The 24,119-nt window shown below is 70.7% G+C and carries 23 protein-coding genes and 1 pseudogene; 14 read left to right on the top strand and 10 right to left on the bottom strand.

Annotated elements, in window-relative coordinates; genetic code table 11:
• The first annotated feature begins 50 nt into the window (after nucleotides 1–50).
• The 4 genes from A6A25_RS27085 (at nucleotide 51) to ilvD (ending at nucleotide 4,591) form a co-directional block, all read left to right on the top strand.
• A complete protein-coding gene (locus tag A6A25_RS27085; protein WP_073894845.1) occupies nucleotides 51–590 on the top strand; it encodes a gluconokinase in 540 nt (179 codons plus the stop codon).
• 31 nt (nucleotides 591–621) lie between these two features.
• Entirely contained in the window at nucleotides 622–1,998 is a 1,377-nt protein-coding gene (locus tag A6A25_RS27080) for a GntP family permease (protein ID WP_073894842.1), read from the top strand.
• A gap of 89 nt (nucleotides 1,999–2,087) precedes the next feature.
• Nucleotides 2,088–2,816 carry a hypothetical protein gene (locus A6A25_RS27075; protein WP_073894840.1) on the top strand — a complete coding sequence of 243 codons (729 nt, stop codon included), beginning with the start codon at nucleotides 2,088–2,090 and terminating at the stop codon, nucleotides 2,814–2,816.
• Between the two features lie 77 nt (nucleotides 2,817–2,893).
• Nucleotides 2,894–4,591, top strand: a complete 1,698-nt coding sequence (gene ilvD / locus A6A25_RS27070; RefSeq protein ID WP_073894837.1) for a dihydroxy-acid dehydratase — start codon at nucleotides 2,894–2,896, stop codon at nucleotides 4,589–4,591.
• A gap of 142 nt (nucleotides 4,592–4,733) precedes the next feature.
• Here ilvD and A6A25_RS27065 read toward each other — a convergent pair whose 3' ends face one another.
• Together A6A25_RS27065 and A6A25_RS27060 are read right to left on the bottom strand one after the other, a co-directional pair.
• Nucleotides 4,734–6,608, bottom strand: a complete 1,875-nt coding sequence (locus A6A25_RS27065) for a hypothetical protein (protein WP_198932876.1) — start codon at nucleotides 6,606–6,608, stop codon at nucleotides 4,734–4,736.
• Between the two features lie 190 nt (nucleotides 6,609–6,798).
• A complete protein-coding gene (locus A6A25_RS27060) occupies nucleotides 6,799–8,820 on the bottom strand; it encodes an MMPL family transporter (RefSeq protein ID WP_073894832.1) in 2,022 nt (673 codons plus the stop codon).
• Between the two features lie 75 nt (nucleotides 8,821–8,895).
• On the opposite strand from A6A25_RS27060, the gene A6A25_RS27055 reads away from it, so the two are divergent.
• Together A6A25_RS27055 and A6A25_RS27050 are read left to right on the top strand one after the other, a co-directional pair.
• Nucleotides 8,896–9,357, top strand: coding sequence for a MarR family winged helix-turn-helix transcriptional regulator (locus A6A25_RS27055; RefSeq protein ID WP_073894830.1), 462 nt, complete (start codon nucleotides 8,896–8,898; stop codon nucleotides 9,355–9,357).
• A 78-nt stretch (nucleotides 9,358–9,435) separates the two neighbouring features.
• Nucleotides 9,436–10,575, top strand: a complete 1,140-nt coding sequence (locus tag A6A25_RS27050; RefSeq protein WP_073894827.1) for a glycosyltransferase — start codon at nucleotides 9,436–9,438, stop codon at nucleotides 10,573–10,575.
• Between the two features lie 70 nt (nucleotides 10,576–10,645).
• Here A6A25_RS27050 and A6A25_RS27045 read toward each other — a convergent pair whose 3' ends face one another.
• A complete protein-coding gene (locus tag A6A25_RS27045) occupies nucleotides 10,646–10,885 on the bottom strand; it encodes a hypothetical protein (RefSeq protein WP_073894825.1) in 240 nt (79 codons plus the stop codon).
• Nucleotides 10,886–10,986: 101 nt separating this feature from the next.
• Between A6A25_RS27045 and A6A25_RS27040 the strand changes: the two genes are divergently transcribed.
• The 4 genes and pseudogenes from A6A25_RS27040 (at nucleotide 10,987) to A6A25_RS27030 (ending at nucleotide 14,070) form a co-directional block, all read left to right on the top strand.
• On the top strand, nucleotides 10,987–12,204 hold the full coding sequence (locus A6A25_RS27040) for an SGNH/GDSL hydrolase family protein (RefSeq protein ID WP_073894958.1): 1,218 nt from the start codon (nucleotides 10,987–10,989) through the stop codon (nucleotides 12,202–12,204).
• 102 nt (nucleotides 12,205–12,306) lie between these two features.
• Nucleotides 12,307–13,137 (top strand): annotated as a pseudogene (locus tag A6A25_RS45820) (S1C family serine protease); the annotation flags it as partial.
• 7 nt (nucleotides 13,138–13,144) lie between these two features.
• The gene (locus tag A6A25_RS45815; RefSeq protein WP_241828945.1) at nucleotides 13,145–13,738 is read left to right on the top strand and encodes a hypothetical protein; all 594 of its coding nucleotides are present in this window, start codon (nucleotides 13,145–13,147) and stop codon (nucleotides 13,736–13,738) included.
• 26 nt (nucleotides 13,739–13,764) lie between these two features.
• Nucleotides 13,765–14,070 (top strand): GNAT family N-acetyltransferase, encoded by a 306-nt coding sequence (locus A6A25_RS27030; RefSeq protein WP_073894823.1) that lies wholly within the window; start codon nucleotides 13,765–13,767, stop codon nucleotides 14,068–14,070.
• 4 nt (nucleotides 14,071–14,074) lie between these two features.
• On the opposite strand, the gene A6A25_RS27025 is transcribed toward A6A25_RS27030, so the two are convergent.
• Complete coding sequence (locus tag A6A25_RS27025; protein ID WP_073894820.1) at nucleotides 14,075–14,662, bottom strand: hypothetical protein; 588 nt, start codon at nucleotides 14,660–14,662, stop codon at nucleotides 14,075–14,077.
• Nucleotides 14,663–14,844: 182 nt separating this feature from the next.
• Here A6A25_RS27025 and A6A25_RS27020 point away from each other — a divergent pair, with 182 nt between their 5' ends.
• Nucleotides 14,845–15,363: a hypothetical protein gene (locus tag A6A25_RS27020; RefSeq protein WP_073894818.1), complete on the top strand. Its 519-nt coding sequence runs from the start codon at nucleotides 14,845–14,847 to the stop codon at nucleotides 15,361–15,363.
• Between the two features lie 4 nt (nucleotides 15,364–15,367).
• Here A6A25_RS27020 and A6A25_RS27015 read toward each other — a convergent pair whose 3' ends face one another.
• Entirely contained in the window at nucleotides 15,368–16,051 is a 684-nt protein-coding gene (locus A6A25_RS27015) for a cellulose binding domain-containing protein (RefSeq protein WP_073894815.1), read from the bottom strand.
• A 196-nt stretch (nucleotides 16,052–16,247) separates the two neighbouring features.
• On the opposite strand from A6A25_RS27015, the gene A6A25_RS27010 reads away from it, so the two are divergent.
• The 3 genes from A6A25_RS27010 to A6A25_RS27000 all read left to right on the top strand — a co-directional run bounded on the left by A6A25_RS27010 (nucleotide 16,248) and on the right by A6A25_RS27000 (nucleotide 20,047).
• On the top strand, nucleotides 16,248–16,802 hold the full coding sequence (locus A6A25_RS27010; RefSeq protein WP_073894812.1) for a hypothetical protein: 555 nt from the start codon (nucleotides 16,248–16,250) through the stop codon (nucleotides 16,800–16,802).
• Nucleotides 16,795–18,123: a tyrosine-type recombinase/integrase gene (locus A6A25_RS27005; protein WP_241828937.1), complete on the top strand. Its 1,329-nt coding sequence runs from the start codon at nucleotides 16,795–16,797 to the stop codon at nucleotides 18,121–18,123. Before A6A25_RS27010 ends, A6A25_RS27005 begins: the two co-directional genes overlap by 8 nt.
• Before the next feature lie 949 nt (nucleotides 18,124–19,072).
• Nucleotides 19,073–20,047, top strand: coding sequence for a hypothetical protein (locus tag A6A25_RS27000; protein ID WP_073894806.1), 975 nt, complete (start codon nucleotides 19,073–19,075; stop codon nucleotides 20,045–20,047).
• A 20-nt stretch (nucleotides 20,048–20,067) separates the two neighbouring features.
• On the opposite strand, the gene A6A25_RS26995 is transcribed toward A6A25_RS27000, so the two are convergent.
• The 5 genes from A6A25_RS26995 to A6A25_RS26980 form a co-directional block, all read right to left on the bottom strand.
• Nucleotides 20,068–20,481, bottom strand: coding sequence for a hypothetical protein (locus A6A25_RS26995; protein ID WP_073894803.1), 414 nt, complete (start codon nucleotides 20,479–20,481; stop codon nucleotides 20,068–20,070).
• 475 nt (nucleotides 20,482–20,956) lie between these two features.
• The gene (locus A6A25_RS26990) at nucleotides 20,957–21,478 is read right to left on the bottom strand and encodes a hypothetical protein (protein WP_073894800.1); all 522 of its coding nucleotides are present in this window, start codon (nucleotides 21,476–21,478) and stop codon (nucleotides 20,957–20,959) included.
• Nucleotides 21,479–21,684: 206 nt separating this feature from the next.
• On the bottom strand, nucleotides 21,685–22,464 hold the full coding sequence (locus A6A25_RS26985) for an NAD(P)H-binding protein (RefSeq protein ID WP_073894797.1): 780 nt from the start codon (nucleotides 22,462–22,464) through the stop codon (nucleotides 21,685–21,687).
• Nucleotides 22,461–22,547, bottom strand: a complete 87-nt coding sequence (locus A6A25_RS46685) for an NAD-dependent epimerase/dehydratase family protein (RefSeq protein WP_338013234.1) — start codon at nucleotides 22,545–22,547, stop codon at nucleotides 22,461–22,463. Before A6A25_RS46685 ends, A6A25_RS26985 begins: the two co-directional genes overlap by 4 nt.
• Before the next feature lie 13 nt (nucleotides 22,548–22,560).
• Nucleotides 22,561–24,012 (bottom strand): IS4 family transposase, encoded by a 1,452-nt coding sequence (locus A6A25_RS26980; protein ID WP_143193444.1) that lies wholly within the window; start codon nucleotides 24,010–24,012, stop codon nucleotides 22,561–22,563.
• Between the last annotated feature and the right edge of the window lie 107 nt (nucleotides 24,013–24,119).

The following is a 24,119-nucleotide window of genomic DNA, read 5'->3' as shown; positions in this document are numbered from 1 at the left end:
AAAGGTACTACTTTTGATCGTCTCGTCGTCGCAGCCGAGAGGTGTCACCCATGACCACGAGCGCCGAACCGACCTGCGTGGTCGTGATGGGCGTGTCCGGAGCGGGCAAGAGCACGGTCGCCCGGGCACTGGCCGACCGGCTCGCCTGGTCACTGGCCGAGGCCGACGAGTTCCACCCGCCCGCCAACATCGCGAAGATGTCCGCGGGCACACCGCTCACCGACGCCGACCGCGCCCCCTGGTTGGCCGCGATCCGCGACTGGGTCACCGCACGTGCCGCGATGGGCGAGAGCACGGTCGTCACGTGCTCGGCGCTCAAGCACGCCTACCGGGACGTGCTGCGCGAGGCGGGCGCGCGGGTCCGCTTCCTGCACCTGGACGGCACCGCCGACGTGATCGACGACCGGCTGCGGCACCGGTCCGGCCACTTCATGCCGCCGTCCCTGCTCCGGTCCCAGTTCGACGCGCTCGAACCGCTGCGGCCCGACGAGGACGGCGCCGCGGTCGGCGTGGCGGACCCGCCCGAGCTGATCGTCGAGCACGCCGTGACCCGGCTCGACCTCCCCGTCCCGAACCCGGCGACCACCTAGTGCCGACACCTCGAAAGCGACGGAGCTGCCGATGACCACCAACGACGACTGGGTCCAGACCCTCGGCGCGGGCGCCCTGCTCGGCATCGCGGGGGGCGCGATCGCGCTGCTGCTGTTCCTCATCATGTACCTGCGGGTGCACGCGTTCCTGGCGCTGGTGGTGGTCAGCCTGCTCACCGCGTTCGCCGCGCGCATCCCGGCGGACGCGGTGGTGCCCACCCTCGTCGGGGGGTTCGGCACCACCCTCGGCAGCGTCGCGCTGCTGGTCGGCCTCGGCGCGATCCTCGGCAGGCTCGTGGAGGTCAGCGGCGGCGCGCAGTCGTTGACCGACGCGCTGATCCGCCGGTTCGGCGAACGACGCGCGCCGCTCGCGCTCGGCGTCAGCTCGCTGGTCTTCGGCTTCCCCATCTTCTTCGACGCGGGCCTGGTCGTGATGCTGCCGATCGTGTTCGCGGTGGCCCGGCGGCTGGGCGGCGGCGTGCTGCGCTACGGCCTGCCCGCCGCGGGCGCGTTCTCGGTGATGCACGTGTTCGTCCCGCCCCACCCCGGTCCCGTCGCGGCGACCGAGCTGCTGGGCGCGGACGTCGGCCTGGTGATCGCGTTCGGCCTGCTGATCGCCATCCCCACCTGGTACGTGACCAGCTACCTGTTCGGGTTGTCGGTGGGCAAGCAGCTCGTGCTGCCCGTGCCGACGCTGCTCAGCGGCGGCCCGCGGGCCGAGGACCGCGAGGACCCGCCGAGCCCGGGCACCGTCGTCGCGCTCCTGCTGCTCCCGCTGGTCATGATCTTCACCAACACCGGGTTGGACGCGGCCCGTGCCGCCGGGTGGGTCGACGGCGAGGCCACCTGGTTCCAGGTCGCCCGCGCGCTCGGCTCGACGCCGGTGGCGCTGCTGGTGGCCGTGCTCGTCGCCTCCTTCGTCCTCGGGCAGCGCAAGGAGGTGGTCGAGAAGCTGGTCGACTCGGCCCTCGCGCCGGTGTGCGCGGTCATCCTGATCACCGGCGCGGGCGGCATGTTCGGCGCGGTGCTGCGGGCGGGTGGTATCGGTGACGCGCTGTCGGACGGGCTGGCCGACCTCGGCCTGCCGGTGTTCGTGGCCGGGTTCGTCATCGCCGCCGCGCTGCGCGTGGCGCAGGGTTCGGCCACGGTCGCGCTGACCACCGCGGCGGGCCTGGTGCAGCCGGTCGTGCAGGCGGGCGGGTTCAGCGCGGTCGAGCTGGCCGCGATCGTGCTCGCGCTGGCGGCCGGGTCGGTGATCGCGAGCCACGTCAACGACTCCGGTTTCTGGCTGGTCGGCAACCTGATGGGGATGGACGTGCGGACCACGTTGCTGACGTGGACGGTCATGGAGACCTCGATCAGCCTGATGGGCTTCGGCCTGGCGGGCGTGCTGTTCCTGCTCGGTTGACCCCGGCCGGGTCCTCGGGGTCCGGCCCAGGGTCGATCCCGGGGATCCACCGGATCATGGGCGGGGCGCGGCGCGGAAGGCTCTGCGGCATGACGAGAACCTCCCGCCGCGCCGCCGTCGCGGCACTGGCGAGCACCGCGATGATCGGGCTCGCCGCGGCGCTGCCCCAGCAGGCCGCCGCGCAGCCCGCGCCGGTGCCCGCGTTCGACTTCGCCGACTGCCCCGCGATCCCCGCCGGTGCCGACCCCGCCCAGTGGCGCTGCGAGGTGCTGGTGTCCAGCGGCACGATCAGGTTCGGCAACCGGGCCGAGCAGGACACCGGTGCCATGCGGCTGACGTTCGCCGAAGGGCAGCTGGACGGGAAGTTCGCGCAGGTCTTCGGCGCGCTGCGGGCCGAGCCCGCCCGCGTGCCGGGTGGCCTGCTCGGGATTCCCGGGAACCACCCGCCGCTGCGCGCCGACCTGCGCATCGAGTACGCCGGGTTCGCCGACTTCCTCTCCGACGGCGACCGGATGGGTGTGCAGCACCTGAAGCTGCGGCTGCTCAACGGCCTCGTGCCGGACACTTGCACGATCGGCGACGACACGGACCCGATCGTGTTCCGCCCCATCAGGACCAGCGGGCCCGAGCGGATCTCCGCCGACCCGCCCGTGCTCAGGTTCACCATCGAGGACAACGCGTTCGCCGTGCCCGCGGCCCGCGGCTGCGGCGGTCTCGACCGGTTGGTGGACCGGAGGTTCGGCCTGCCCTCCCCCGCCGGCACGAACTCGATGAAGCTCACCACCCTGGTCGGGCTGAAGAGCTACACCGAGCTCTGACAGCCGCACCCGGCCCTCGTCGGCCAGAGGGCCGGTCGCCGGTGCGTCGAGCACGTCGGGACGTTAGGTTTCGAACCATGAACGAGACCCCGGACATCAAGCCGCGCAGTCGCGACGTCACCGACGGCCTGGAGAGGACCGCCGCGCGCGGGATGCTGCGGGCGGTCGGGATGGGTGACGACGACTGGGCCAAGCCCCAGATCGGTGTCGCCTCGTCGTGGAACGAGATCACGCCGTGCAACCTGCCGCTGGACCGGCTCGCGAAGGCGAGCAAGGACGGCGTGCACGCGGCGGGCGGCTACCCGCTCGAGTTCGGCACGATCTCGGTGTCCGACGGCATCTCGATGGGCCACGAGGGCATGCACTTCTCGCTGGTGTCGCGCGAGGTCATCGCGGACAGCGTGGAGACGGTCATGCAGGCCGAGCGGCTGGACGGGTCCGTGCTGCTCGCGGGCTGCGACAAGTCGCTGCCGGGCATGCTCATGGCCGCCGCACGGCTCGACCTGGCCAGCGTGTTCCTCTACGCGGGCTCGATCCTGCCCGGCCGGGTCACGCTGACCGACGGCAGCGAGCGCGAGGTGACGATCATCGACGCGTTCGAGGCCGTCGGCGCGTGCGCCCGGGGGCTGATGAGCCGCGAGGACGTCGACCTGATCGAACGCGCCATCTGCCCCGGCGAGGGCGCGTGCGGCGGCATGTACACGGCGAACACGATGGCGAGCGCGGCCGAGGCGCTGGGCATGTCCCTGCCGGGCAGCGCGGCGCCGCCCGCCACCGACCGGCGGCGCGACGGGTTCGCCCGCAAGTCCGGCCAGGCCGTGGTGGAGATGCTGCGCAAGGGGATCACCGCGCGGCAGATCATGACCCGGGAGGCGTTCGAGAACGCGATCGCCGTGGTGATGGCGTTCGGCGGGTCGACCAACGCCGTGCTGCACCTGCTGGCCATCGCGCACGAGGCCGAGGTCGAGCTGAGCCTGGACGACTTCACCCGGATCGGCGCGAAGGTGCCGCACCTGGCCGACGTCAAGCCGTTCGGCAGGCACGTGATGACCGACGTCGACCGCATCGGCGGCGTGCCCGTGGTGATGAAGGCGCTGCTCGACGCGGGCCTGCTGCACGGCGACTGCCTGACCGTCACCGGCCGCACGGTCGCCGAGAACCTGGCCGACATCGCGCCCCCGGACCCGGACGGCACGGTGCTGCGCGCGATGAACGAGCCGATCCACCGCACCGGGGGCATCACGATCCTGCGCGGCTCGCTCGCGCCCGACGGCGCGGTGGTGAAGTCCGCCGGTTTCGACTCCGACGTGTTCACCGGCACCGCCCGCGTGTTCGACCGCGAGCGCGCGGCGATGGACGCGCTGGAAGACGGCACGATCACGGCGGGCGACGTGGTCGTCATCCGCTACGAGGGCCCCAAGGGCGGTCCGGGCATGCGGGAGATGCTCGCCATCACCGCGGCGATCAAGGGCGCGGGGCTGGGCAAGGACGTCCTGCTGCTCACCGACGGCCGGTTCTCCGGCGGCACGACCGGCCTGTGCGTCGGCCACGTCGCGCCGGAGGCGGTGGACGGGGGTCCGATCGCGTTCGTGCGCGACGGCGACCCGATCACGCTCGACGTCGCCAACGGCACGCTGGACCTCGGCGTGGACCCGGAGGAGCTGGCCGCCCGCCACGAGGGCTGGGCACCGCTGCCCGCCCGCTACGAGCGCGGTGTGCTGGCGAAGTACGCCAAGCTGGTCGGCTCGGCCTCGGGCGGCGCGGTCTGCGGCTAGGCCAACGGCGCCCGGCCTCGGGGGACGAGGTCGGGCGCCACCGCGCACAACCAGCACGACACCCCCGGCCAACACGGCCGGTGGACAAGCGAACGGCGCCCGACCCCCTCGCGTCGGGGTCGGGCGCCGCGGCGGGTCGCTCCTAGGGAGCGGGGTACTCCGCGATGTAGACCGGAACACCGATCTTGGTCATGTCGGCCGGACCGCCCACGCCGTTGACGACGTGGTCGATCACGCCCGCGCTGAGGTTGACGGTCATGATGTGGTGCAGCTTCACGCCCGGCGTCTCGGGCACCTCGAAGCCGTTCTCGGTGTGGATCTGCGGGTTGTTCTGGTTGAACACGTACACGCCACCGCCGTGCAGCGTGTGCCGGCGCACGTGGTCGCCGACCTTGTAGCCGGCCCAGCCCTCGACGTCTCCCTTCATCCAGTCCGCCTGCGTCGGCGGGTCGTAGGGCAGCTCGTTCTGGTACAGCACGACGGTGCCGCGCTCGCCGTTCCAGATGGTGTTGTGCCGCTGGAAGTGCTCCACGAACAGGCCGGTCGCGGTAACGTCGTCACCGTTGACGACCACGCCGGTGAGGCCGGTGTTGGTGTTCCAGCGCTGGGTGTCGGTGAAGCCCTCGACACCGTGGTCGGCACGCCACACCCAGGTGTGGTCGATGAGCACGTCGTCGCTGTTGACCTCCAGCGCGGTGTCGGTCTTGCCCACGTGAGGCCCGCCGACGCGGAAGTACACGTCCGACAGCGTGGTCGGGTTGTTCGGGTCGCTGGGCCGGTCGCCGTGCTCCTTGCCCACGCGCACCAGCACCGGGGACAGCTCGGTGCCCGCGTCGACCGTGACGCCGGCGACGACGATGCCGGGCGCGTCCGCGATGTCCAGCGGGGTCGAGCCGTTCACGGCGGTCAGCGTGGCGTGCCCGAGGCCGAGGACCACGGTGCCGCGGCGCTTGACCTCGATGCTGCGGGCGATGTCGTACACGCCCGGGGTGAGCAGCAGGTGCTTGCCGCGGGCGAGCTGGTTGTTGATCTCGCGCACCGAGTCACCGGGCTTGGCGACGAAGAAGTCCGACAGCGGGACGGTGCGGCCGGGCGTCTGGCCGTTCGCCCACGACACGCCGCTGGTGTTCTTCTGCGCGGAGGGAACCCGGACGTTGTAGCGGCCCTTGTCGTCCACGAACAGGTACGGCTTCTCGCGGCTCACCGGGGTGGTGTCGAGCGTGGTGTACGGCGGGTTCGGGAACGCCGCGTCGTCGGGAGCGCCCGCGACACCGGAGAACACCTGGTTCCACACGCCGTTCGACCAGCTGCCCAGCTCGCTGTTGCGGGTCAGCCACTGCTGCTGCGAGCCGTTGACGACCGAGGGCAGCCGCGAGTCGGCGATGAAACCGCCGCTGGCGTACTGCGGGCCGGCGGTGCAGTAGTCCATCAGCGTGAACGTGCCGCTGGTGACGTTGAGCCGGCGCAGCGACACGGCCTGCGAGACGGCCCAGAAGTTGGCGCCGGCGCGGCAGCCGTCCTGGCCCTTGCCGTCGATGTTGATCGTCAGGTTGCCGAGGGTGCGCCAGAAGTTCACCAGCGCCAGGCAGTTGGCCGTGCCGCCCTCGGTCAGGCAGCGGTTGTAGACCTCGACCTTGCCGTTGATCACCACGTCGGTGGGCGAGGCGCCGAGGCCCGCGATCTCGGTGTAGTAGCCGACCTTGAGCTGCAGCGGCTGTTCGGCCGTGCCGTACTGGCCGGGCTTGAACAGGTACGCGTACCGCTGGGTGCCCATCTCGTTGTCGACCTGGGCGGCGTGCGTGGCGTCGAGCGCGGCCTGGATCTCGGCGACCGGCATGGACGGGTCGAACACCGTCACGTTCACGCCGAGGTCCTGCGTGCGCCGGGGCGGGTCGGCACTCACGGCCGGTGCCGCGGCCGTCGCGGCGGCGGCCAGGGCAAGACCGAGCACGAACACCCGGCGCAGCCTCGCGGGAGCGCTCTCACGTCTGGCGTGGCGCATGATCGTCATTGACATGCCTCTGAGGGTAGTGACGCCGACCACCGAACGTGAGAGCGCTCTCTCGGGTTCGGTGCGGTCCGGCGTTGGCGGTGTGGAGTTGGCTATTTCTACTTCACGATCCGGCCGAGCGCCATGCCCGGAAACCCCCGATTTCGTGCCGGAAAAACCGGGAATCGGGCCTTGACGACGGCCCGCGCCGGCTCGGTCACCGACCGTTCTCGGATCGGGCCAGGCGCGACGGCCACCAGATGCGCCTGCCCACGTCCACCCCCAGCGCCGGCACCAGCAACGACCGCACCACGAACGTGTCCAGCAGCACCCCGAACGCCACGATGAACGCGATCTGCGCCAGGAACAGGATGGGCAGCACCGCCAACGCCGAGAACGTCGCCGCGAGCACCACCCCCGCCGACGTGATGACTCCGCCCGTGATGGTCAACCCGCGCAGCACCCCGGCCCGCGTGCCCAGCGCCCCGGACTCCTCGCGCACCCGCGTCATCAGGAAGATGTTGTAGTCGATCCCCAACGCCACCAGGAACACGAACCCGAACAGCGGCACCACCGGGTCGGCGCCCGGGAAGTCGAGGATCCCGTTGAACACCAGCGCCGCCACGCCCATGGTCGCGGCGAACGACAGCACCACCGTGGCGATCAGCAGCAACGGCGCCAGCAGCGACCGCAGCAGCAGCGCCAGCACCAGGAAGATCACCAGCAGCACGATCGGGATGATCACCAGCCGGTCGCGCTCGGACGTGGCCTGCGTGTCCAGCTGGGTGGCGGTGGGCCCGCCGACCTTGGCCTCGGCGTCCGGCACCGCCCGCACGGCGTCACGCAGCCGTTGCACGGTCGCCAGCGCCGCCTCGGAGTCCGCCGGGTCCTCCAGCACGACGTCCAGCCGCACCAGCCCCGACGCCTCACCGGCCGGCCGCACCTCCGACACACCCTCCACGTCCGCCGCCCCGGCCACCGCCTCCGCCTGCCCGGCACGCGCGAGCACGACGGTCGGCGCGCCGCTGCCGCCGGGGAAGTGCCGCGACAGCACCTCCTGCCCGGCCACCGAGTCGACCTCGGTGAGGAACACGTCCGACTGGGCCGTGCCGGACGCCTTGAGCTGCGGCAGGAACGCCACGCCCACCAGCAGCACCAGCGTGGTCACCACCCACGTGGCCCGCGGTCGGGCGGAGACCAGCCCGGCGACCCGCGCCCACAGCCCGCTCGCCTCCGGGTGCGGCGAGCCGAGCTTCGGGCGCAGCGGCCAGAACGCCGACCGGCCGAGCAGCACCAGCACCGCGGGCAGGAACGTCACCGAGGCCAGCAGCGCCGCGCCGATCCCGATCGCGGCCACCGGACCGAGGCCCTTGTTCGAGTTGAGGTCGCTGAACAGCAGGCACAGCACGCCGAGCACGACCGTGCCCGCGGACGCGGCGATCGGCTCGATCGTGGCCCGCCACGCCACCCGCATCGCCCGGAAGCGGTCCTCGGTGTCGCGCAGCTCCTCGCGGAACCGCGACACCAGCAGCAACGCGTAGTCCGTGGCCGCGCCGAACACGAGGATGAACAGGATGCCCTGGCTCTGGCCGTTGAGGTCGATCACGTCGCCGTCCGCGAGCAGGTACACGGCGAGGCTGGCCAGCCCGAGCGCGAACACCCCGGACAGCAGCACCACCAGCGGCAGCAGCGGGCTGCGGTAGACGAGCACGAGGATCAGCGCCACGACCGCGCCGGCGACCAGGAGCAGCAGGCCGTCGATGCCGCTGAACGCCTCCTTCAGATCGGCGACCTGCGCGGCCGGACCGGTCACGAGCACGGTGAGCCCCTCGGGCGGGTCGGCCACCTTCTCCCGGATGGCCTCCACCGCCCCCGCCGGATCGGCCGGGTCGACCGCGACCACGACCTGCGCGGCCTGGTCGTCGCGCGGCGACGGGATCACCGGTGACGCCTCACCCGCGAACCCGCGGCCGCCCAGGTACTCGCGGTCCGCCGGGGTGAGGCCGGAGGCGCGTTCGGCCACCACGATCGCGGGCAGGCCGCGCGCGTCACCGAACGCCTTGACCCGCTCGGACACCTCCGTCGCCTCGGCCGACGCGGGCAGGAACGCGGTGCTGTCGTTGACCGCGACCTCGCTCAGCTTGCCCGCGAACGGGCCGGAGAAGCCGCCGAGCGCGAGCCACGCGACCGCCACGAGGGCGGGCAACAACCAGCGGGTGCGGGAGCGGGTCGCGTGCACGGGAGAATGACCTCCGAGGTCACTTAGTTCGACGGTCCAATAGTTCGACGGTCGAAACACTAATCGGGAGGGCGCATGGCCGACAACTCGACCCTGGTCAGGTTGCTCCGGCAGCTGACGGTCGAAACCGACCGCTTCGCGGAGCTCTTCGGCCAGAAGCAGCGGATGCACCGCACGGACCTCAACGCGCTCGCGGTGATCATGGACGCGCGGTGGAGCGGCGAGCCGATGTCCCCCTCCAGGCTGGCCGAGGCACTGCACCTGAGCGCGTCCGCGACCACGTCCGTGCTCGACCGGTTGGAGGCGTCCGGGCACGTCGAACGCGCCCGCAACCCGCACGACCGGCGCAAGGTCGAGCTGCGCACGTCGGAGAAGGCGCTGGAGCTGGGCCGGCACTTCTTCCAGCCGCTCGACGGCGCGTTCACCCAGGCGTGGGAGCGGTTCAGCGACGCCGACAAGGAGGTCGTCGCCCGGTTCCTGAGCGCGAGCATCGACGCCACGGTGGCCGTGCGGGCGGGCCTGGCGCCACCGGAGTGATCTTCGCCTCGTCGCCGGAAACGCCCCGAACGGACGAAATTCACCCGCCGTAGAAAAAGTCTCGCTACGCTCGAACCAGTGCGAATCCTCTTCTCGAGCCTCGGCTCACACGGACACACCTATCCCTTGCTGCCGCTCGCGATCGCCGCCCGCGAGCTGGGCCACGACGTCACCTACGTCACCGGCGAAGCGTTCGCGAAGGCCTTGGCCGCGCACGGCGTCGAGCACGTCGCCGGAGGACTGGACATGCGCGCGGCGGCCGCGGAGGCGGGTGCCGACCTGGGGCGGCCGCAGGACGTCGGGCCCGAGGTCATCTCCTTCGTCTTCGGTTCGGTGCTGCCGCGCCACTTCGCCGCGGACGTGTCATCGGTCATCGCCGACCGCAAGCCCGACCTGGTCGTGCACGAGTTCGGGAACCCCGGCGCGGGCCTGGCCGCGAAGGTCGCCGGCGTGCCCGCGCTGTGCCACTCGTTCGGGCGGATGTGGCGGGCCAACGAACTCACCGACGTCGCGCAGGGGCACCTGCGGGCAGTCGCGGCGGACCTCGGCGTCGAGCTGCCCGACCGCGACGTGATGACGTTGGGCAACCCGTACCTGGACATCTGCCCGCCGTCGGTGCAGGAGCCGGCGTTCCTGGCCGAGGCGCCGGACCGGATCCTGCTGCGGCCGGTGCCGTTCGCCGAGCCGGGCGAGCTGCCGCGGTGGGTGTTCGACCACCGGGAACCGCTGGTGTACCTGACGTTGGGCACGGCGTTCGGCGAGGTGGGCGTGCTGCGCACGGCCATCGACGGCCTGGCCGCGGTGGACGCCAAGGTGCTCGTGGCCGCCGGACCCACCGTCGACGCCGACGCGATCGGCGAGCTGCCGGACAACGTCGTGGTGCTGGAGTGGGTGCCGCAGGCCGACCTGCTGCCGCACGTGGACCTCGTCGTGCACCACGGCGGCAGCGGCACGACGCTGGGCACGTTCGGCGCGGGCGTGCCGCAGCTGGTCCTGCCGCAGGGCGCCGACCAGTTCAGCAACGCCGAAGCGGTGGCCGAGGCCGGGCTGGGCGACCGGTTGCTCGGCGACGACGTGACCGCCGAGGCGATCACCGACCGGGCGCGGCACCTGCTCGCCGACGAGGCCGTGCGGAGCGCGGCGCGCGAGATCGCCGAGGAGGTGGCCGCCATGCCGTCGCCGCACGACGTGGCCCGCACCCTGCCCGACCACGCCTGAACGCCCGCGCGCACCGACTGACCGTGCACCGGGGGGTCGCGGTCAGCCGGTGCGCACCCGAAGCGGGGTCTCAGGCCGGCGCGGTGAAGAACTGGTGCGGCTGGAACACGCAGATGTTGGCGTCGCGCTGCACGTTGCCGTCGGTGATCTCGACGAAGTAGCCGTAGGACCTGCCCGGTTCGAGCGCGACCGGCAGGGTCACCGAGCCGCGGTCGAGGCCGGTGGTCGCGTCGCCCGAGCCGACGGCGTCGAGGTAGATGTTGTCCCACCACCCGCACCCCTGCTTAACGCGTAAGCACAGGCCACTCATCGCAACTATCACGCCGCTCGTCGTGGTGTGCTTGACCGGTTAATTTGACCACTGCCACCGTCGGCGACGCCATCACAGACGACTGGCGTTGGGAGACCTTCATGGCAAGGAACGTGGGGACACTGGCCGTGATCGCCGCGCTCGTGGCGACGGCGGTGATCCAGCCGACCGCGACCGCGCACGGCAAGCCCTGGGTGGCCGGCTGGGCGGCGAGTCCCGTGGTCGGCAGCGAGATCCCGTGGAGCGACTGCCCGGCGGGCGAAGGGCTGCGCGACCAGACCGTGCGCAACGTGGTGTTCCTCAGCGCGGGCGGCGAGTCGGTGCGGGTGCGGGTGACCAACGCGTTCGGTGGCACGCCGTTGCGGGTGGGTCGGGCGACGGTCGCGGTGCAGGCCTCGGGCGACGCGGCGGTGCCGGGCACGGTGCGGGCGTTGACGTTCCAGGGCAGGCGGTCCGTCACGGTGCCGCCCGGCCGGGAGCTGTTCAGCGACCCGGTCCGGCTGGACGTCGAGGCGCTGTCCACGCTGCTGGTGAGCGCGTACGTGCCGGAGGCCACCGGTCCGCTGACCAACCACCCGTTCACCGCGCAGGGCAACTACCTGGCCGCCGGTGACCGGACCGGGGTGCTGTCCGGCGGGTTCTCCGACACCCCGTGCTGGATGGTCGTCAACGGCGTGGACGTCGCGCCCGCCAAGCGGGTCGCGGGCACGGTGGTGGCGTTCGGCGACTCGATCACCGACACCGCCAACACGACCGGCAACGCCAACCGCCGCTGGCCCGACTTCCTGGCCAGGCGGCTGAACGCGGTGCCGGGCCGCACGCTGTCCGTGGTGAACGCGGGCCTGGGCGGCAACCGCCTCATCGCCGACCGCGACGAGCCGTTCTGGGGCGTGGCGGGCGTGACGCGGGTGCGGCGGGACGTGCTGTCGCAGACCGGGGTCAAGGCGATGATCCTGCTGGAGGCGGTCAACGACATCGGCTACAGCGCGTCGGCCGAGGACCTGATCGCCGGGCACCGCGACGTGATCGCGCAAGCGCGCGCCAAGGGCGTGAAGGTCTACGGCGGCACGATCCTGCCGTTCAAGGGGTCGTTCATCTGGACCGAGGAGCGCGAGGCGACCTGGCGGACGCTCAACGACTGGATCCGCACCTCCGGCGAGTTCGACGGCGTGATCGACTTCGCCGCCGCGACCGCGGTGCCCGGCGACCCGGCCACGTTGAACCCGGCCTACGACAGCGGCGACCACCTGCACCCGAACGACGCGGGCACGGAAGCCATGGCGAACGCGGTCGACCTGGCGATGCTGCTCGACCGCTGAGCCACGGCTGTCCGGGGCGGGTGCGCTGTCGGCGAACGCCCCGGACAGCACGGCTCCCCGAAGAGCACGATTGGGGTGTGGTCGTGTGATCGGGAGGCGCCCATGGACCCGCTGGACGCGTACTCGCAGGCCGTGATCGCGGTGGCGAAGTCGGTCACGCCGCACGTGGCCGGCGTGCGGATGCCGCGCGGCGCGGGGTCGGCGGTCGTGTTCACCGACGACGGCTTCCTGTTGACCAACGCGCACGTCGTCGGCGGCAGCCGGGAGGGCACGGCGGTGTTCGCCGACGGCGCCGAGTCGCCGTTCACCGTCGTCGGCACCGATCCCCTGGCCGACCTGGCGGTGCTCAAGGCGTCGGCGGACGCGCCGGGCGCGGCGAAGTTCGGCGACGCCGACCGCCTGCAGGTCGGCCAGCTCGTCATCGCCGTCGGCAACCCGTTGGGCCTGGCCGGCTCCGTGACCGCCGGTGTGGTCAGCGCGCTGGGCCGCGCCGTGCCGGTGAGCAACGGCCGAGTGGGGCGGGTGATCGAGGACGTGATCCAGACCGACGCGGCGCTCAACCCGGGCAACTCCGGCGGCGCGCTGGCGAACTCCACCGGCGAGGTGGTCGGCATCAACACCACGCTGGCGGGCATCGGCCTGGGGCTGGCGATCCCGATGAACAGCACCACGCGGCGGATCCTGTCGACGCTGATGGTCGAGGGCCGGGTGCGACGGGCGTACCTGGGCGTGGTCGGCGCGCCCGCGCCCCTGCCGGACGCCGTCGCCGAGCGCACCGGCCAACGCGCGGGCGTGCGGCTGGTGCAGGTCGTGCCCGGCGGTCCGGCCGAACGGGCGGGGCTGCGCGACGGCGACCTGGTGCTCAGCGTGGCACGCAGGCAGGTCAGCGACGCCCAGGGCATCCAGCGGCAGCTGTTCGCCGAGGCCATCGGCCTACCGCGTGACCGTCAACGGCCGCTCCGCGTTCGGGACCACCTGCGGCCGGCAGCCGGCCGACGGGGTGGTGAGCTGGACCACGGAGAGCTTCCCGGTCGGCTCACCGGTGACGCTCGGCATCACGGTCGGCGAATCGGACGGCACCCGGCGGACGCCGGGGCCGATCCCGGCCGGCACGACGTTCGCCCTTGCCGTCGGCGAGGTGGTGCCGGTGGAGGACTACCGGTTCCCGCCCCGGCCGGAGTCGTTGTCGCCCGTCGACCCGCTGCTGGGCGCACCGGCCACGAGGATCGACCTGCGGCGGGCCGAACGGGACCGGCCGAACGGCACGTGGCGGACCACCCTGGACCTGCCGGACCGACCGGTCCGGATCCAGGTCGCGGCCAACACCCCCGGCCGCATCCAGGTGCTGGTCGACGGCGTCCGGGTGTTCGACTACGTGAAGTGGACCTACGAAGCCACCACCGGGTCGTCCCTGCCGCAGGACTTGTGGGAGAAGGATTCCGGTGCGAAGGCCGAGGTGGGCGCCACCGTGGAGATCACGGTCGTCGCCGAGCGCACCAGCGGTGACTGGGCGGTGGTGCTGGGGGAACGGTGAGCGGTGGGCTGTGCGAGGATCGCGCCATGGCCATCGAGGTGCACGACGTTCCCGCGGAGAAGCACTTCGCGGCCTTGGTCGACGGCACGCCCGCCGGCAAGGCGGTGTACATCCGCACGCCCGACCTGATCGTGTTCACCCACACGGAGGTCGACCCGGCGTTCGAGGGCAAGGGCGTGGGCAGCGCCCTGGCCCGCGCCGCGCTCGACCAGGCGCGGGCGTGGGAGTTGCCCGTGCTGCCGCTGTGCCCGTTCATCAAGGGCTACATCGAGCGGCACCGCGAGTACGTCGACGTCGTCTACAGCTCGCCGAAGACCACCGCGGTCGACTGAGCCGTCAGCGGAACGGGGCGGTGAAGCAGGCGAGGCGGGCGCCGGCGCTGCCCGCCCGGCCGTGCGCGGTCTCGGTGGTCGGCTGTTCGTGCAGCACGATCGAGGCGGGCACGCGGTCGTCGAACGTGAACGGCACGGTGGTCTCGGCCAGGCCGTTGCCCTGTCCGTCGGTGGTCAGCTCCAGCCAGATCTCGTTCTGCGGGTTGGCGTAGGCCGGGTCGACCGACGGCCGCTCGGGCGTCGCGGCGGGGTCGACCTCGTGCTGGTAGTGGGGACCGGCGTCGATGCCGTTGCGGCCGCACGGGTCGGTGTGCGCGTGGATTGCGTAACCGCGATCGGGCTGGAGCAGCTCGGCGGACAGCCGCACGGTCGTCGCGCCGTCGCCCTCGATCACCTCCAGTTGCAGCTCGGCACCGGCGGGCGCGGCCTCCTGGTCGTAGGTGAACGCCGCGTCCGCCGCCTCGGGCGGTGCCAGCACGCCGATCTCCCGGGTGCTCACCTCGTCCGTGGACGACCGGGCGTCACCCGGTCCGAGCTCCTCGCCGCACGCCACCGCGGCGCACAGCACGGCCACGACGATGACGACGCGCATGCCGGTCCCCTCCCACGTCCGCTGCGATCACCGCCCGACTACCCTCGCCCCTCCGGGTGAAACCGCGCGCGTGACGGACCACCCGGCCGGGTGGTCCGGCGCTGGTGCGCCGGACGCCGGGAACCCCGTTGGTGCCACTCCGCCGCGCGAGGCGGCGGGACACCGCGACCCGAGGGGGTTCGATGAAGACGCGCACCCTGATCGCCGCACTCGCGTGCACGGCCGCGTTCCAGGCGCCGGTCGCGCACGCGGCCGACGACCCGGGCGTGGTGATCGCCTGCGGCACGACCGCGGAGGACCGCGTGACCTCGCGCAGCGAAACGCTGGTCCGCTCGCAGTCCTGGTTGGACGCGCAGGTGCCGTACAGCCAGCAGGCGTGTCACGAGAACGTGTACGGCAGCTACCGCACCGACTGCTCCGGCTACGTCTCGATGGCGTGGGGCCTGACCCACTCCCGCACCACGACCACGCTGCGCGACGTGGCCGCCGAGATCCCCCGCGCCGACCTGCTCCCCGGTGACGCCCTCCTCGCTCCGTACCACGCCGCGCTGTTCGTGCGCTGGGCCGACGACGCGAAGTCGGAGCCGGTCGTGCGCGAGCAGACCGGCCCCGACGGCGCGCCACCGGTGGAGCGGAAGTGGACGGCGCAGACGGCGAGCGCCTACACCCCCATCAGGTACTACCGGGTGACCGAGGACTGACGCGTCAGGTCACGCAGCGGGTCCCGTTCAGCGTGAACGAGGACGGCTTGTTGTTGGACCCGGTCCAGCTGCCGAGGAACCCGAACGACACCGAGCCGTTCACCGGCAGCATGCTGTTCCAGCCCGCGTGCTTGACGCTCACCGCCGGGCCCTCTTGGGTGTGGACGCCGTTCCACAGCTGGGTGATCCGCTGACCGTCCGGGAACGACCAGGCCAGCGTCCACGCGTCGACGGGCCTGGTGGTCCGGTTGGTGATCCGGACCTCGGCCTGGAACCCGCCCTGCCACTGGCTGCCGACCTTGTACTCGACCGTGCACAACACCGGCGGCATCGTCATGGACGTCGTCGTCGTGGTCGTGGTGGTCGTTGTGGTGGTGGTGGTTGTCGTCGTCGTAGTGGTGGTCGTGGTGGTCGTGATCCGGCTCGGGTCCACCACGCCCCAGTACGCGCCCTTGGCCTGCAGTCGGGTGTCGAACAGCAGCGGGTGGTCCTTGCGGGTGACCGGGAAGCTGTCCAGCCAGGTGTTGTCGTCCGCCAGGCCCCACACCGTCACCGAGCTGATGTGCCGCGAGTACTTCTTGTACAGCTCGAAGAAGTCCCGGTACCGGTAGGCCTGCGCGAGCAGCACGTCGGCAGGCGGCTTCGGGTAGGACTGGCTGTTGTCGGTGTAGATCGAGATATCCGACACGCAGACGTGGGATTCATCCCACCGGTTCCCACGGCACAGCAGCCCACCCGAAACGCGTCTCGACCGGCGCCGCCGGTCTCTCCCCCGTGGGACTTCACCCCCGAGGGGTGTCACCGTGGGTAACCGGATTGTCCCTAGTCTCGTGCTCGGCGGCCACCCCGAACCCGGGGCTCCCCCACCGGACCTTCACCCCCCAGTGCCGGATTCCGACAATGGCGGCCTCGCCGGCGACGGTCGGTTCCTGCGGCGGCGGGAACTGGACCTGCGACGGACCGAGGCGCCGGGTCCCGGTGCTCTGCCGGTCCTCCGCGTGCCGCATCCGCGCCGCCACGCCATCCGCACGTTCGACGAGAAGGGCCGGATCGGCGATCGACTCTTGTTCGGTGTTCTGGAGTGGCACAGCCGGATGCCGGTGTCGATCAAGGTGCACGGCAGCGGCACCCTGGTGGTCTGCCGTGATCCGCGCGGCGAGTCCGCGTTGACCGAACGGACCATGCTCGCCGTGCCGGCGCCGATCCTGCACTGGTGTGGATTCGCCAAGCGGGAGCAGGTACTGCTGGTGGCGGTGCCGTCGCTGTCAGCGCTGGTGATCCACGGTCAGGAGGCGCTGGACCGCTTCCTGCCGGACCCCGAGCGGATGGTGACCGATGTCCGCTCGGTCGAGGAAGGGCCGCCGGTGTCCCGGACGCTGTCGTCTGGGACACCGGATGTTGTCGGAGTGGACCGCGGTGCGGAGGTGGCTGGTGGCTGATGTAGAGGCGACCGGGGGCGCCGGCGGCGGTGACCGTCCGGATCCCGAGGCCGTGCTGGTGGCTCTGCAGGTGGTGAAGCAAATGAACCTGACGCCGGAAGACCTCCTCACCGCTGTGGTTGCACGGAGGATTCCGACGTTCGCTGAGTTCGTGCCGAAGGCGGTCGAGGCGATGCCGGCGGGGTCCCGGCGAACCTACCGCCCCTATGTGAACAAGCTGATGGCGTTGTGGGGGCCGCTCCGTCTGGACGAGGTCGACGTCGACGAGGTGAGGAGGTTTCTGGCGCATGCGCGGGAGACTGCGCAGGTGCGGAGGTCTGGCGTCGGTGGCGACGGGGCGGTGCGGCACGCGCATCGCACGTTGTCGTGGTTGTACCGGTACGCGGTGGAACACGAGTTGATCAGTGTGCGGCAGAACGTGATGCGGCTGATTCGCACGCCAGGCAAGGGTCATTCGCGGCGCTATGCTCTGCCTCCGCAACTGGTTTCGGACATCCTGGCCGCAGCCCGAAGCACGGGCTTCGATCCGGTGCTGGACGCTTTGCTCCTGCGGTTCCACCTGGAGACGGCGGCCCGCACCGGCGGTGCCGTGGCGCTGCGGGTGCGTGATCTGGATCCCGATCAGTTGCTTGTTCGGTTGCGGGAGAAGAACACGCAACGATGGCAGCCTGTTTCGCCGACGTTGATGGAGCACCTGCTTCACCATGCCCGTGACCGGGGTGCCCGGGACGATGAGGACAAGGTGCTGCGGCGTGCCGACGGCACTCCGCTGACCTCTGGCCACTATCAATGGCTGTGGGCGCGCGTGGGTAAGTATGTGGAAAGTGTGCGGGTAGCGGGCATCAGCACGCACTGGCTGCGGCACACCACATTGACGTGGGTGGAGCGCAATTTCGGCTATGCGGTGGCTCGTACGTACGCCGGGCATTCCATGCCGAAGTCCAATCTGCACGGTGTAACCCAGGTCTATGTCAAAGCCAGTATCGACGAGGTGGCGACGGCATTGCAGGCGCTGACCCGTGAACGTCACCCGCTGGCGCTGACGTCTGCCCCGTCGGGCACGGAAGACGGTTCGTCGCCCCTGCCCGAGCCGGATCGGGCGAATGGTGGCCTGACCGGGCGGTCGCCGCTGTCCGAGTGGCTACAGGAACCCGCTAGCGAGACCGGTCTGGTCGAGCGGATCCGCCGACTGTATGAGGAGGCAGATAAGGCCGGAAAGCCGCGCCCAGGCCGGGCTTCCTTGACCAAGGCGACCGGGGCGACGGTCTACCGAGTGAGAAAAGCGCAGGTCGAGATCAATGGCTTTCCGAAGCCTGACTGACCGGACGATCTGGCCGAGCGGAGTCGCCGGCTGTATGAGGAAGGCGAGCAGGCTGGCCGTCCACGTCGAAGCCGGGGCGCCTTGGTCAAGGTCGACCGGGGCGTCGGTTCGCCGAGTGATCGAGGCTGTGGCGGAGATCAATAGAACCGTAGGCTGTCCGGGGCCGGTTACCTCTGGTCCTGGTGTGGCCGTGGAAGTGCCGAGTGCCCCGCTGGTAGCGCTGACTGTCAGGGATGGTCGCGGCTGCTGGCGATGATGGGGTGGAGGATGATGCGGGCAAGGGCGGGACACGGCGGCAGTAGGCCGTGCTGGCTCTGTCGGCGTCACGATCACCGGCGTTTTCACCACTGGCTGTGACGGCGAGTCGATCAGCGGGGCCGTCGATGCGTCGATCAGTGGCCCTGGCGGCGGTGCGGCCAGGGCCACTGTGTGGGAATGCCAGCGCCTGCCGTCCGGGACCGGGGTAGTTCTTGGGGTCGGAGTTGCGGTTCCGGGTCGGTTGTCGAGTTGGTGTTGGGCGCGTTCGGTGGCGGTGTCGCGGCTCGGAGGCAGGCACTGGAGTTGTAGCGGTGATTGGGCCGCGACACCGACGCCGAACGTGCCCAACACCAACTCGACAACCCCACTGCACCCTGCCACGTCTGAGCTGCGGTAGCCCTGCAGACTTCACCCGGAAGTGCGACACACGCCGATGCCTGGTTCGGGATCATTGATCCGGTTCCGCCCGGCGGCCCGGCAGGCAAGCTCACCGAGCGTAGCGATGACACGGCCAGATACCTCCCCGCGAAGTGGCCGTCAGTGGGCAGGTTGAACTGGCCACTGACATCGACACAGACCAAGCGTAGCGGAGGTGTCTGCGTCCAGCACCTGGTCCCGGCACTAGAGTGGGCCGTCGTCAGACAAGAGGTTGTGACCAGCGCGAACCGATCCGCGCAGCCGTGGAGGAGCGATGGAGCAGCTGCCGCCGGAACGCTCGACCGCCGCGAAAATCATCACTGCGGAGTTGCTCAAGTGTCTGGAGCAGGATCCGTCCTTCCGGGGTCGACGGCTGCAACCGTGGATGTACCGCATCCGCGAGTGGCCGGGCAAGGTCGTGCCGGTCAACGACGACCAGGTCCGCGCCGCGGTGCTGACCCTGATCAGCCGCACCCTCTGGCCGTACAGCGAACTCCAGGAGCTGACCAGGGAAGTCAAGCCCCTCTACGAGGCCGGCTGGTGCAACGACGCGATCGTCCGTGCGATGGAGTACAACCCCGACGACACCCGCGCCGTGCCCTGGCACGCGGGCACCGGCGACGGCAAACACCGCGGCGTACTCGCCGAGTTCATCCAGCGCCGGCTGCGCAAGTGGCGCCAGGCCGACCCCGACAGCCTGGCCAGCGTCAAGACCCATATCCCCCCCACTCCGATCGTCCGGGCGGTGTCGTTCGACGTGTGGGCGGGCAGGATGCGGCAGGTCTATGGCGACGGGGAACGCGACCTGCCCGCCAACCCGATGACCCCCGAGCAGATCCAGGCCGTCCACGACCGCAGCCACCGCTGGCGCGGTAGCCCCTTGGACCGCAACAAACGGCGGATCGCCCAACTGGACCTGGCCAACCAACGGCTTGAAGAACTCGGCGGAGTCATCCCGCACGACTTCAACCGCGACGACCATCATTTCGTCGACCCCACCGACGACCTGATCCTGCTCTCCGATCCCGACGTCCACCGCGCCCTGTGCGAGTTCACCACCGCCGAACGCCGCGACCACCACCACGCCAGCAGGCTGCGCGCGGCGATCACCCGGGCACGTCTGAACGGCGCCGCCCGCAACGCGGTCCCGGTGCGCATGATCGCCGAACTCTCGGCCGCCGTCACCCGCCCCGACGGCACGCCGGTTGCCCAGAAGACCCTGCGCTACCTGCTCGACAAGGGCCGTTGACCGGCGAGAACCCCCGTCTGTCAGGCGTCCGGCGCGCCGGCACCCACCTCGTCCACACCGTCGATAGGTCCTGGGGATCGGCGCCGGCCGACCACTTCATCGCCGAACGGGTCGATCTCCACCGACACCTCACCGCTCGGCACACCCCGTCGGCGCGCGGGCAGGCGACCCGGACGGCTGGGATCGTCGATCATCCGCAGCACCCGGACGTCGGCGCGCTGTGCGGTCTCCCGGGTTCCGTCCCTCATTACCAGGACTGTGATGTCGCGGGCGTCGCAGTCGGTGTTGCGGCAGTACAACTCCACCCGGCCGGTGTCATCAAGTCGGTCCTCCATCGACACGATCGCCGTCTGCTCCCCGCAGAAGTAGCACAACACCGGCGTCTCGTCCGCCAGTCCACGAATCCACGGCCGCGTACCGCTGTCCCACGTCACGACCGCAGACCTTGGCCCTGCCAGGCCGCCACCGCACCGGTCCCCCGCCGTGCGTCACGAACGGCGGGGCTCGGTGACCTTCGCCAGCCGAGCGGTTACGATCGCCGGGGTCTGTTGGTTCAGAGAGGCAGCAGAGTTCCTGGCCTCGGGAGCAGTGGACACGGACAACCTAGGCATGCTGGTCGCCCACATCGCCATGTACCTACTAGCCGGTCGTATTGCCGACTCCGCCCTTCGCAGGAGTCAGCCTGTCGGTGAACATGTACGTGACGACGAAAGGGGTGAAAGCCGATGACCAAAGGAACCGTGACGGACACTGTGCGCAACGCAGTCGCCTTCGTCCTGGCGAAGGTGGCGCAGGCGACCCAGTCCAGCCAGATCCGTGATCTGCTGGCTCTCTGAGCCAACAGGCAGTGGGTCGCAGCGGTGGCCGCCCCCGGACCACCTTCCTTCCGGACGGTCCGGGGTGACGCGATCACCGTGCGGTTCTATGGCATCGCGATGTCGCGGAGGTCGGGGACGGCCGCAAGGAGACCGGGCAGGTACACCGCAGGTTGCAGGGGGAGGGCTTCCAGCCCGTTGCCTCTTGCAGGAAACCGCCTTTGTCGGCCTGTCCGTCGTGCCAGAGCTTGTCGCGCACCGGCAACGTGAGCCAGTTGAGCGGCTCTCCGGTGTCGACGTGCGCCGGCCACGTGTAGAAGGTCAGGAAGTTCTCGTCGCCGAGCGGCGCGGCGGTGAACGGGGCGGCTTCGAAGTGGTGCGCCTCCGGGCCGTCGACGAACCAGGAGATACACATCATCCCGGGTCCGAACGAACGTTCGCTGCCGTTGTCCGGGTGGCACCGGTCCACCCACAGGCGCAGGAGGTCCACGGCGTCGATCTCGTCGGGGGTGTAGTCGTAGGAGATCGGGTCACCGGTGATCTCCCACGACAGCCGCAGCGACGTCCTCACCGTGTGGTCGGTGCCGCGAGCGCGGTAGGTCCACAGGTCGGTCACGGGCGTCCTTGTAGGGTCCCAAATCGCATGACATGTCGATCTTGTGTGACCTGGGGTTTCCTGGTCGTCTCACTGCGGTGTCATCAAGATCAGTCTCAGACTTGTGACATTTCCTTGGCAGAAACAGGTGCCGGTGCGCCGCAGCCTGATTCTGCAGGTTCCCCTTCGGCAGGTTCGCGTCGCCTGAGGTCCTGGGATGGTGGTGCTTACGGGGTTGGCCGGAACGCGTCCTGGTGGTCGTGGACCCAGGTGGCGAAGGTGGCGGCCGGGCGCCCCAGGATCCGGGGCACGTCCTGGGTCAGGATGGCGTTGTGTCCGGCTCGGGCCCAGGCCATTCCGGTGATGGCGGCGTCCACGGCCGACGGGTCGGTGCCATGTTGCAACATCTGCTCACGGGCGATGTCGAGGGGAAGGTCGACTGTGGTGACGGGGCGGTTCAGGACGGATTCCAGGATGGCGGCCTGGTCGGGGACGCTGAGCAGTTCCGGACCGGTCAGGGTGTAGGTCCGTCCGGCGTGGCCTGGTGTGGTCAGAGCCTCGGCGGCGACGGCGGCCACATCGCGTGGGTCGATGACGCCCTGGGTGGCTGTGCCGGTCGTGTTGGGGACGGGATGCCCGGCGTTGATCGTGTGCGCGAATCGCAGGACGTTCGAGGCGAAGCTGGAAGGCCGCAGCACTGTCCAGGCCATGCCGCCGGACCGCACGGCCTGCTCAGCCTGCAGATGCCAGGCTCCGACCGTCTGGTTGTCGCCGATCGTCTCGCCGGTGCCGATCGCGGACAGCTTCACGACGGTGGTCACTCCTGCTGACCGGGCGGTTTCCAGCATGGCCAGGTCGTGAGCCGGGGTGGGTGAGGTGGGCGCGGTGAGCAGGAACACCGCCCGCACATCGGCCACCGCCGCTGCCAGCGAGGCTGGATCGTCGAAGTCCGCCCGGACGAGATCAACGCCAGGTTCGGCCCGCACGGCACCGGGATTGCGGGTCATGGCTCGACTGCCTCGCCCCGGGAGGTCAACTGGTGCAGGAGGTGGCTTCCGACAGTGCCACTGGCGCCGGTGATCAGGATCATGCCGGCGACGCTGTCACGGTGGTCGTTGCGGCGGCTTGGAAGTTTCGGAACGTGTTACAGCGCCTGGCGCGTCTACTGTGACGCCATGGGTGTGGACAAGCGCGCCGTCGAGGTCCCCCCAGGACTGCGAGCGTGGATCTCCGAGATCAGCGTTGCGACGGTCAACGAACAGGGCCGTGGGCAGACGATGCTCGATGAACCGGACCATGCCACCACGCTGGTCCTGCGTACGGTGCCCGGCCATGGCAGCGAGCTCGTGGTCATGCTGGTCGCGGGCGGCGTGCAGGGCGGTGGTGAATCCGCAGCGGTCCGGGTCGGTGCCGGGTCGGGATTCCGCGGCGTCGACCATGACGGTGCGCAGGAGTTGGTAGAGCGTGAGCAGGGACCACATCTCCTGTTCGAGCCCGGCCGGGTCGCCCGAGCGCAGGACGCGTCCGCCGGTGATCGTGTGGCGCAGGGCGTAGTACGCCGATTCGTGTTCCCACCGCTGGTGGTAGAGGGCGACCAGGGCGGCGGCGGGGTGTCGGCGGGCGTCGGTCAGGGTCGTGACCAGTCGATAGGTGCCGGTGAACGTGGTCCCGTCTTTCACGGTCACGGTGATCCGCGCGTCGACTACCCGCACCCGCACGGCGCCGATCGTGGACAGGTAGGAGCCGTCGACGAGACGGGCCAGGACGGGGATGCGCCGGTTGTCGCGCAGCCGTCCCAGGATCCGCGCGCCGGTGGCGTGCACGTCGGCGAGGAAGGCGTTGCTGTCGAAACCCTTGTCCCACAACACCACCATGTCCGGGGCGAGAAGGTGCAACAGGCGTCTGGCGTAGTCGGTCTCGCCCTCACGAGTGGGACCGAACACCGCGCCGATCAACGCCCTCGTGCCGGTCTCGACCAGTGTCATCAGCTCCACCAGGGGATAACCGCCGTTGCCCGGGGAATCGAGCCAGGCCCGGTTGCGGGCGGTGTCGGGGACCTTGATCGAGCTGCAGCCGTCGAAGGAGACCATGCGGTAGGGCCCGAACCGGACGCCCGGTGTGCGGGGCTGGGCCAATGGTCCGGACAGCAGCTCGAACAGGTGGCGCATCGGCGCGCCGCCGAGTCTGCGACGCAGGTCCCGCAAGGCTTTCGCGGACGGATCGGCCACCGCGAGACCGGCCAGTCCGCCGGTCAGTTTCTGCCAGACCAGCCGGTAGCCGACCTCGGGAAACAGGCACATCGCCAACAGGAAGTAGACACCGACCCGAGACGGGAGGTCGCGCAACCGCCGCTGGACCGTCCCGGTCTCCTCGAGGACCGCGTCCACGAGATCGAACGGGACCACCCGCGTCAGTTCCCCCAGGTGCCCGGGAGCGAACCGGCCCGCAGCCACGGTGACCATGCGGGTGATGGCCGTCAGCGCAGGCGGCGGGACACAATGAGAGGGCAACGGAGCTCCTTGGGACAAGCTGTCTTGGTCGACTGCCTGTACCAACGAGCTCCGTTGTCCTGCGTCGCGACTCCTGCAGCTCGGTCGCGTGACCAGCGAAAACGCTACAGATCTTGAAAGGTCAGGGTGATCATGCGTTCCTCGGCGTGTCC

The sequence above is a fragment of the Saccharothrix sp. CB00851 genome (assembly GCF_001905065.1).
Classification (GTDB): domain Bacteria; phylum Actinomycetota; class Actinomycetes; order Mycobacteriales; family Pseudonocardiaceae; genus Actinosynnema.
This window is presented reverse-complemented; position numbering and strand designations above follow the sequence as displayed.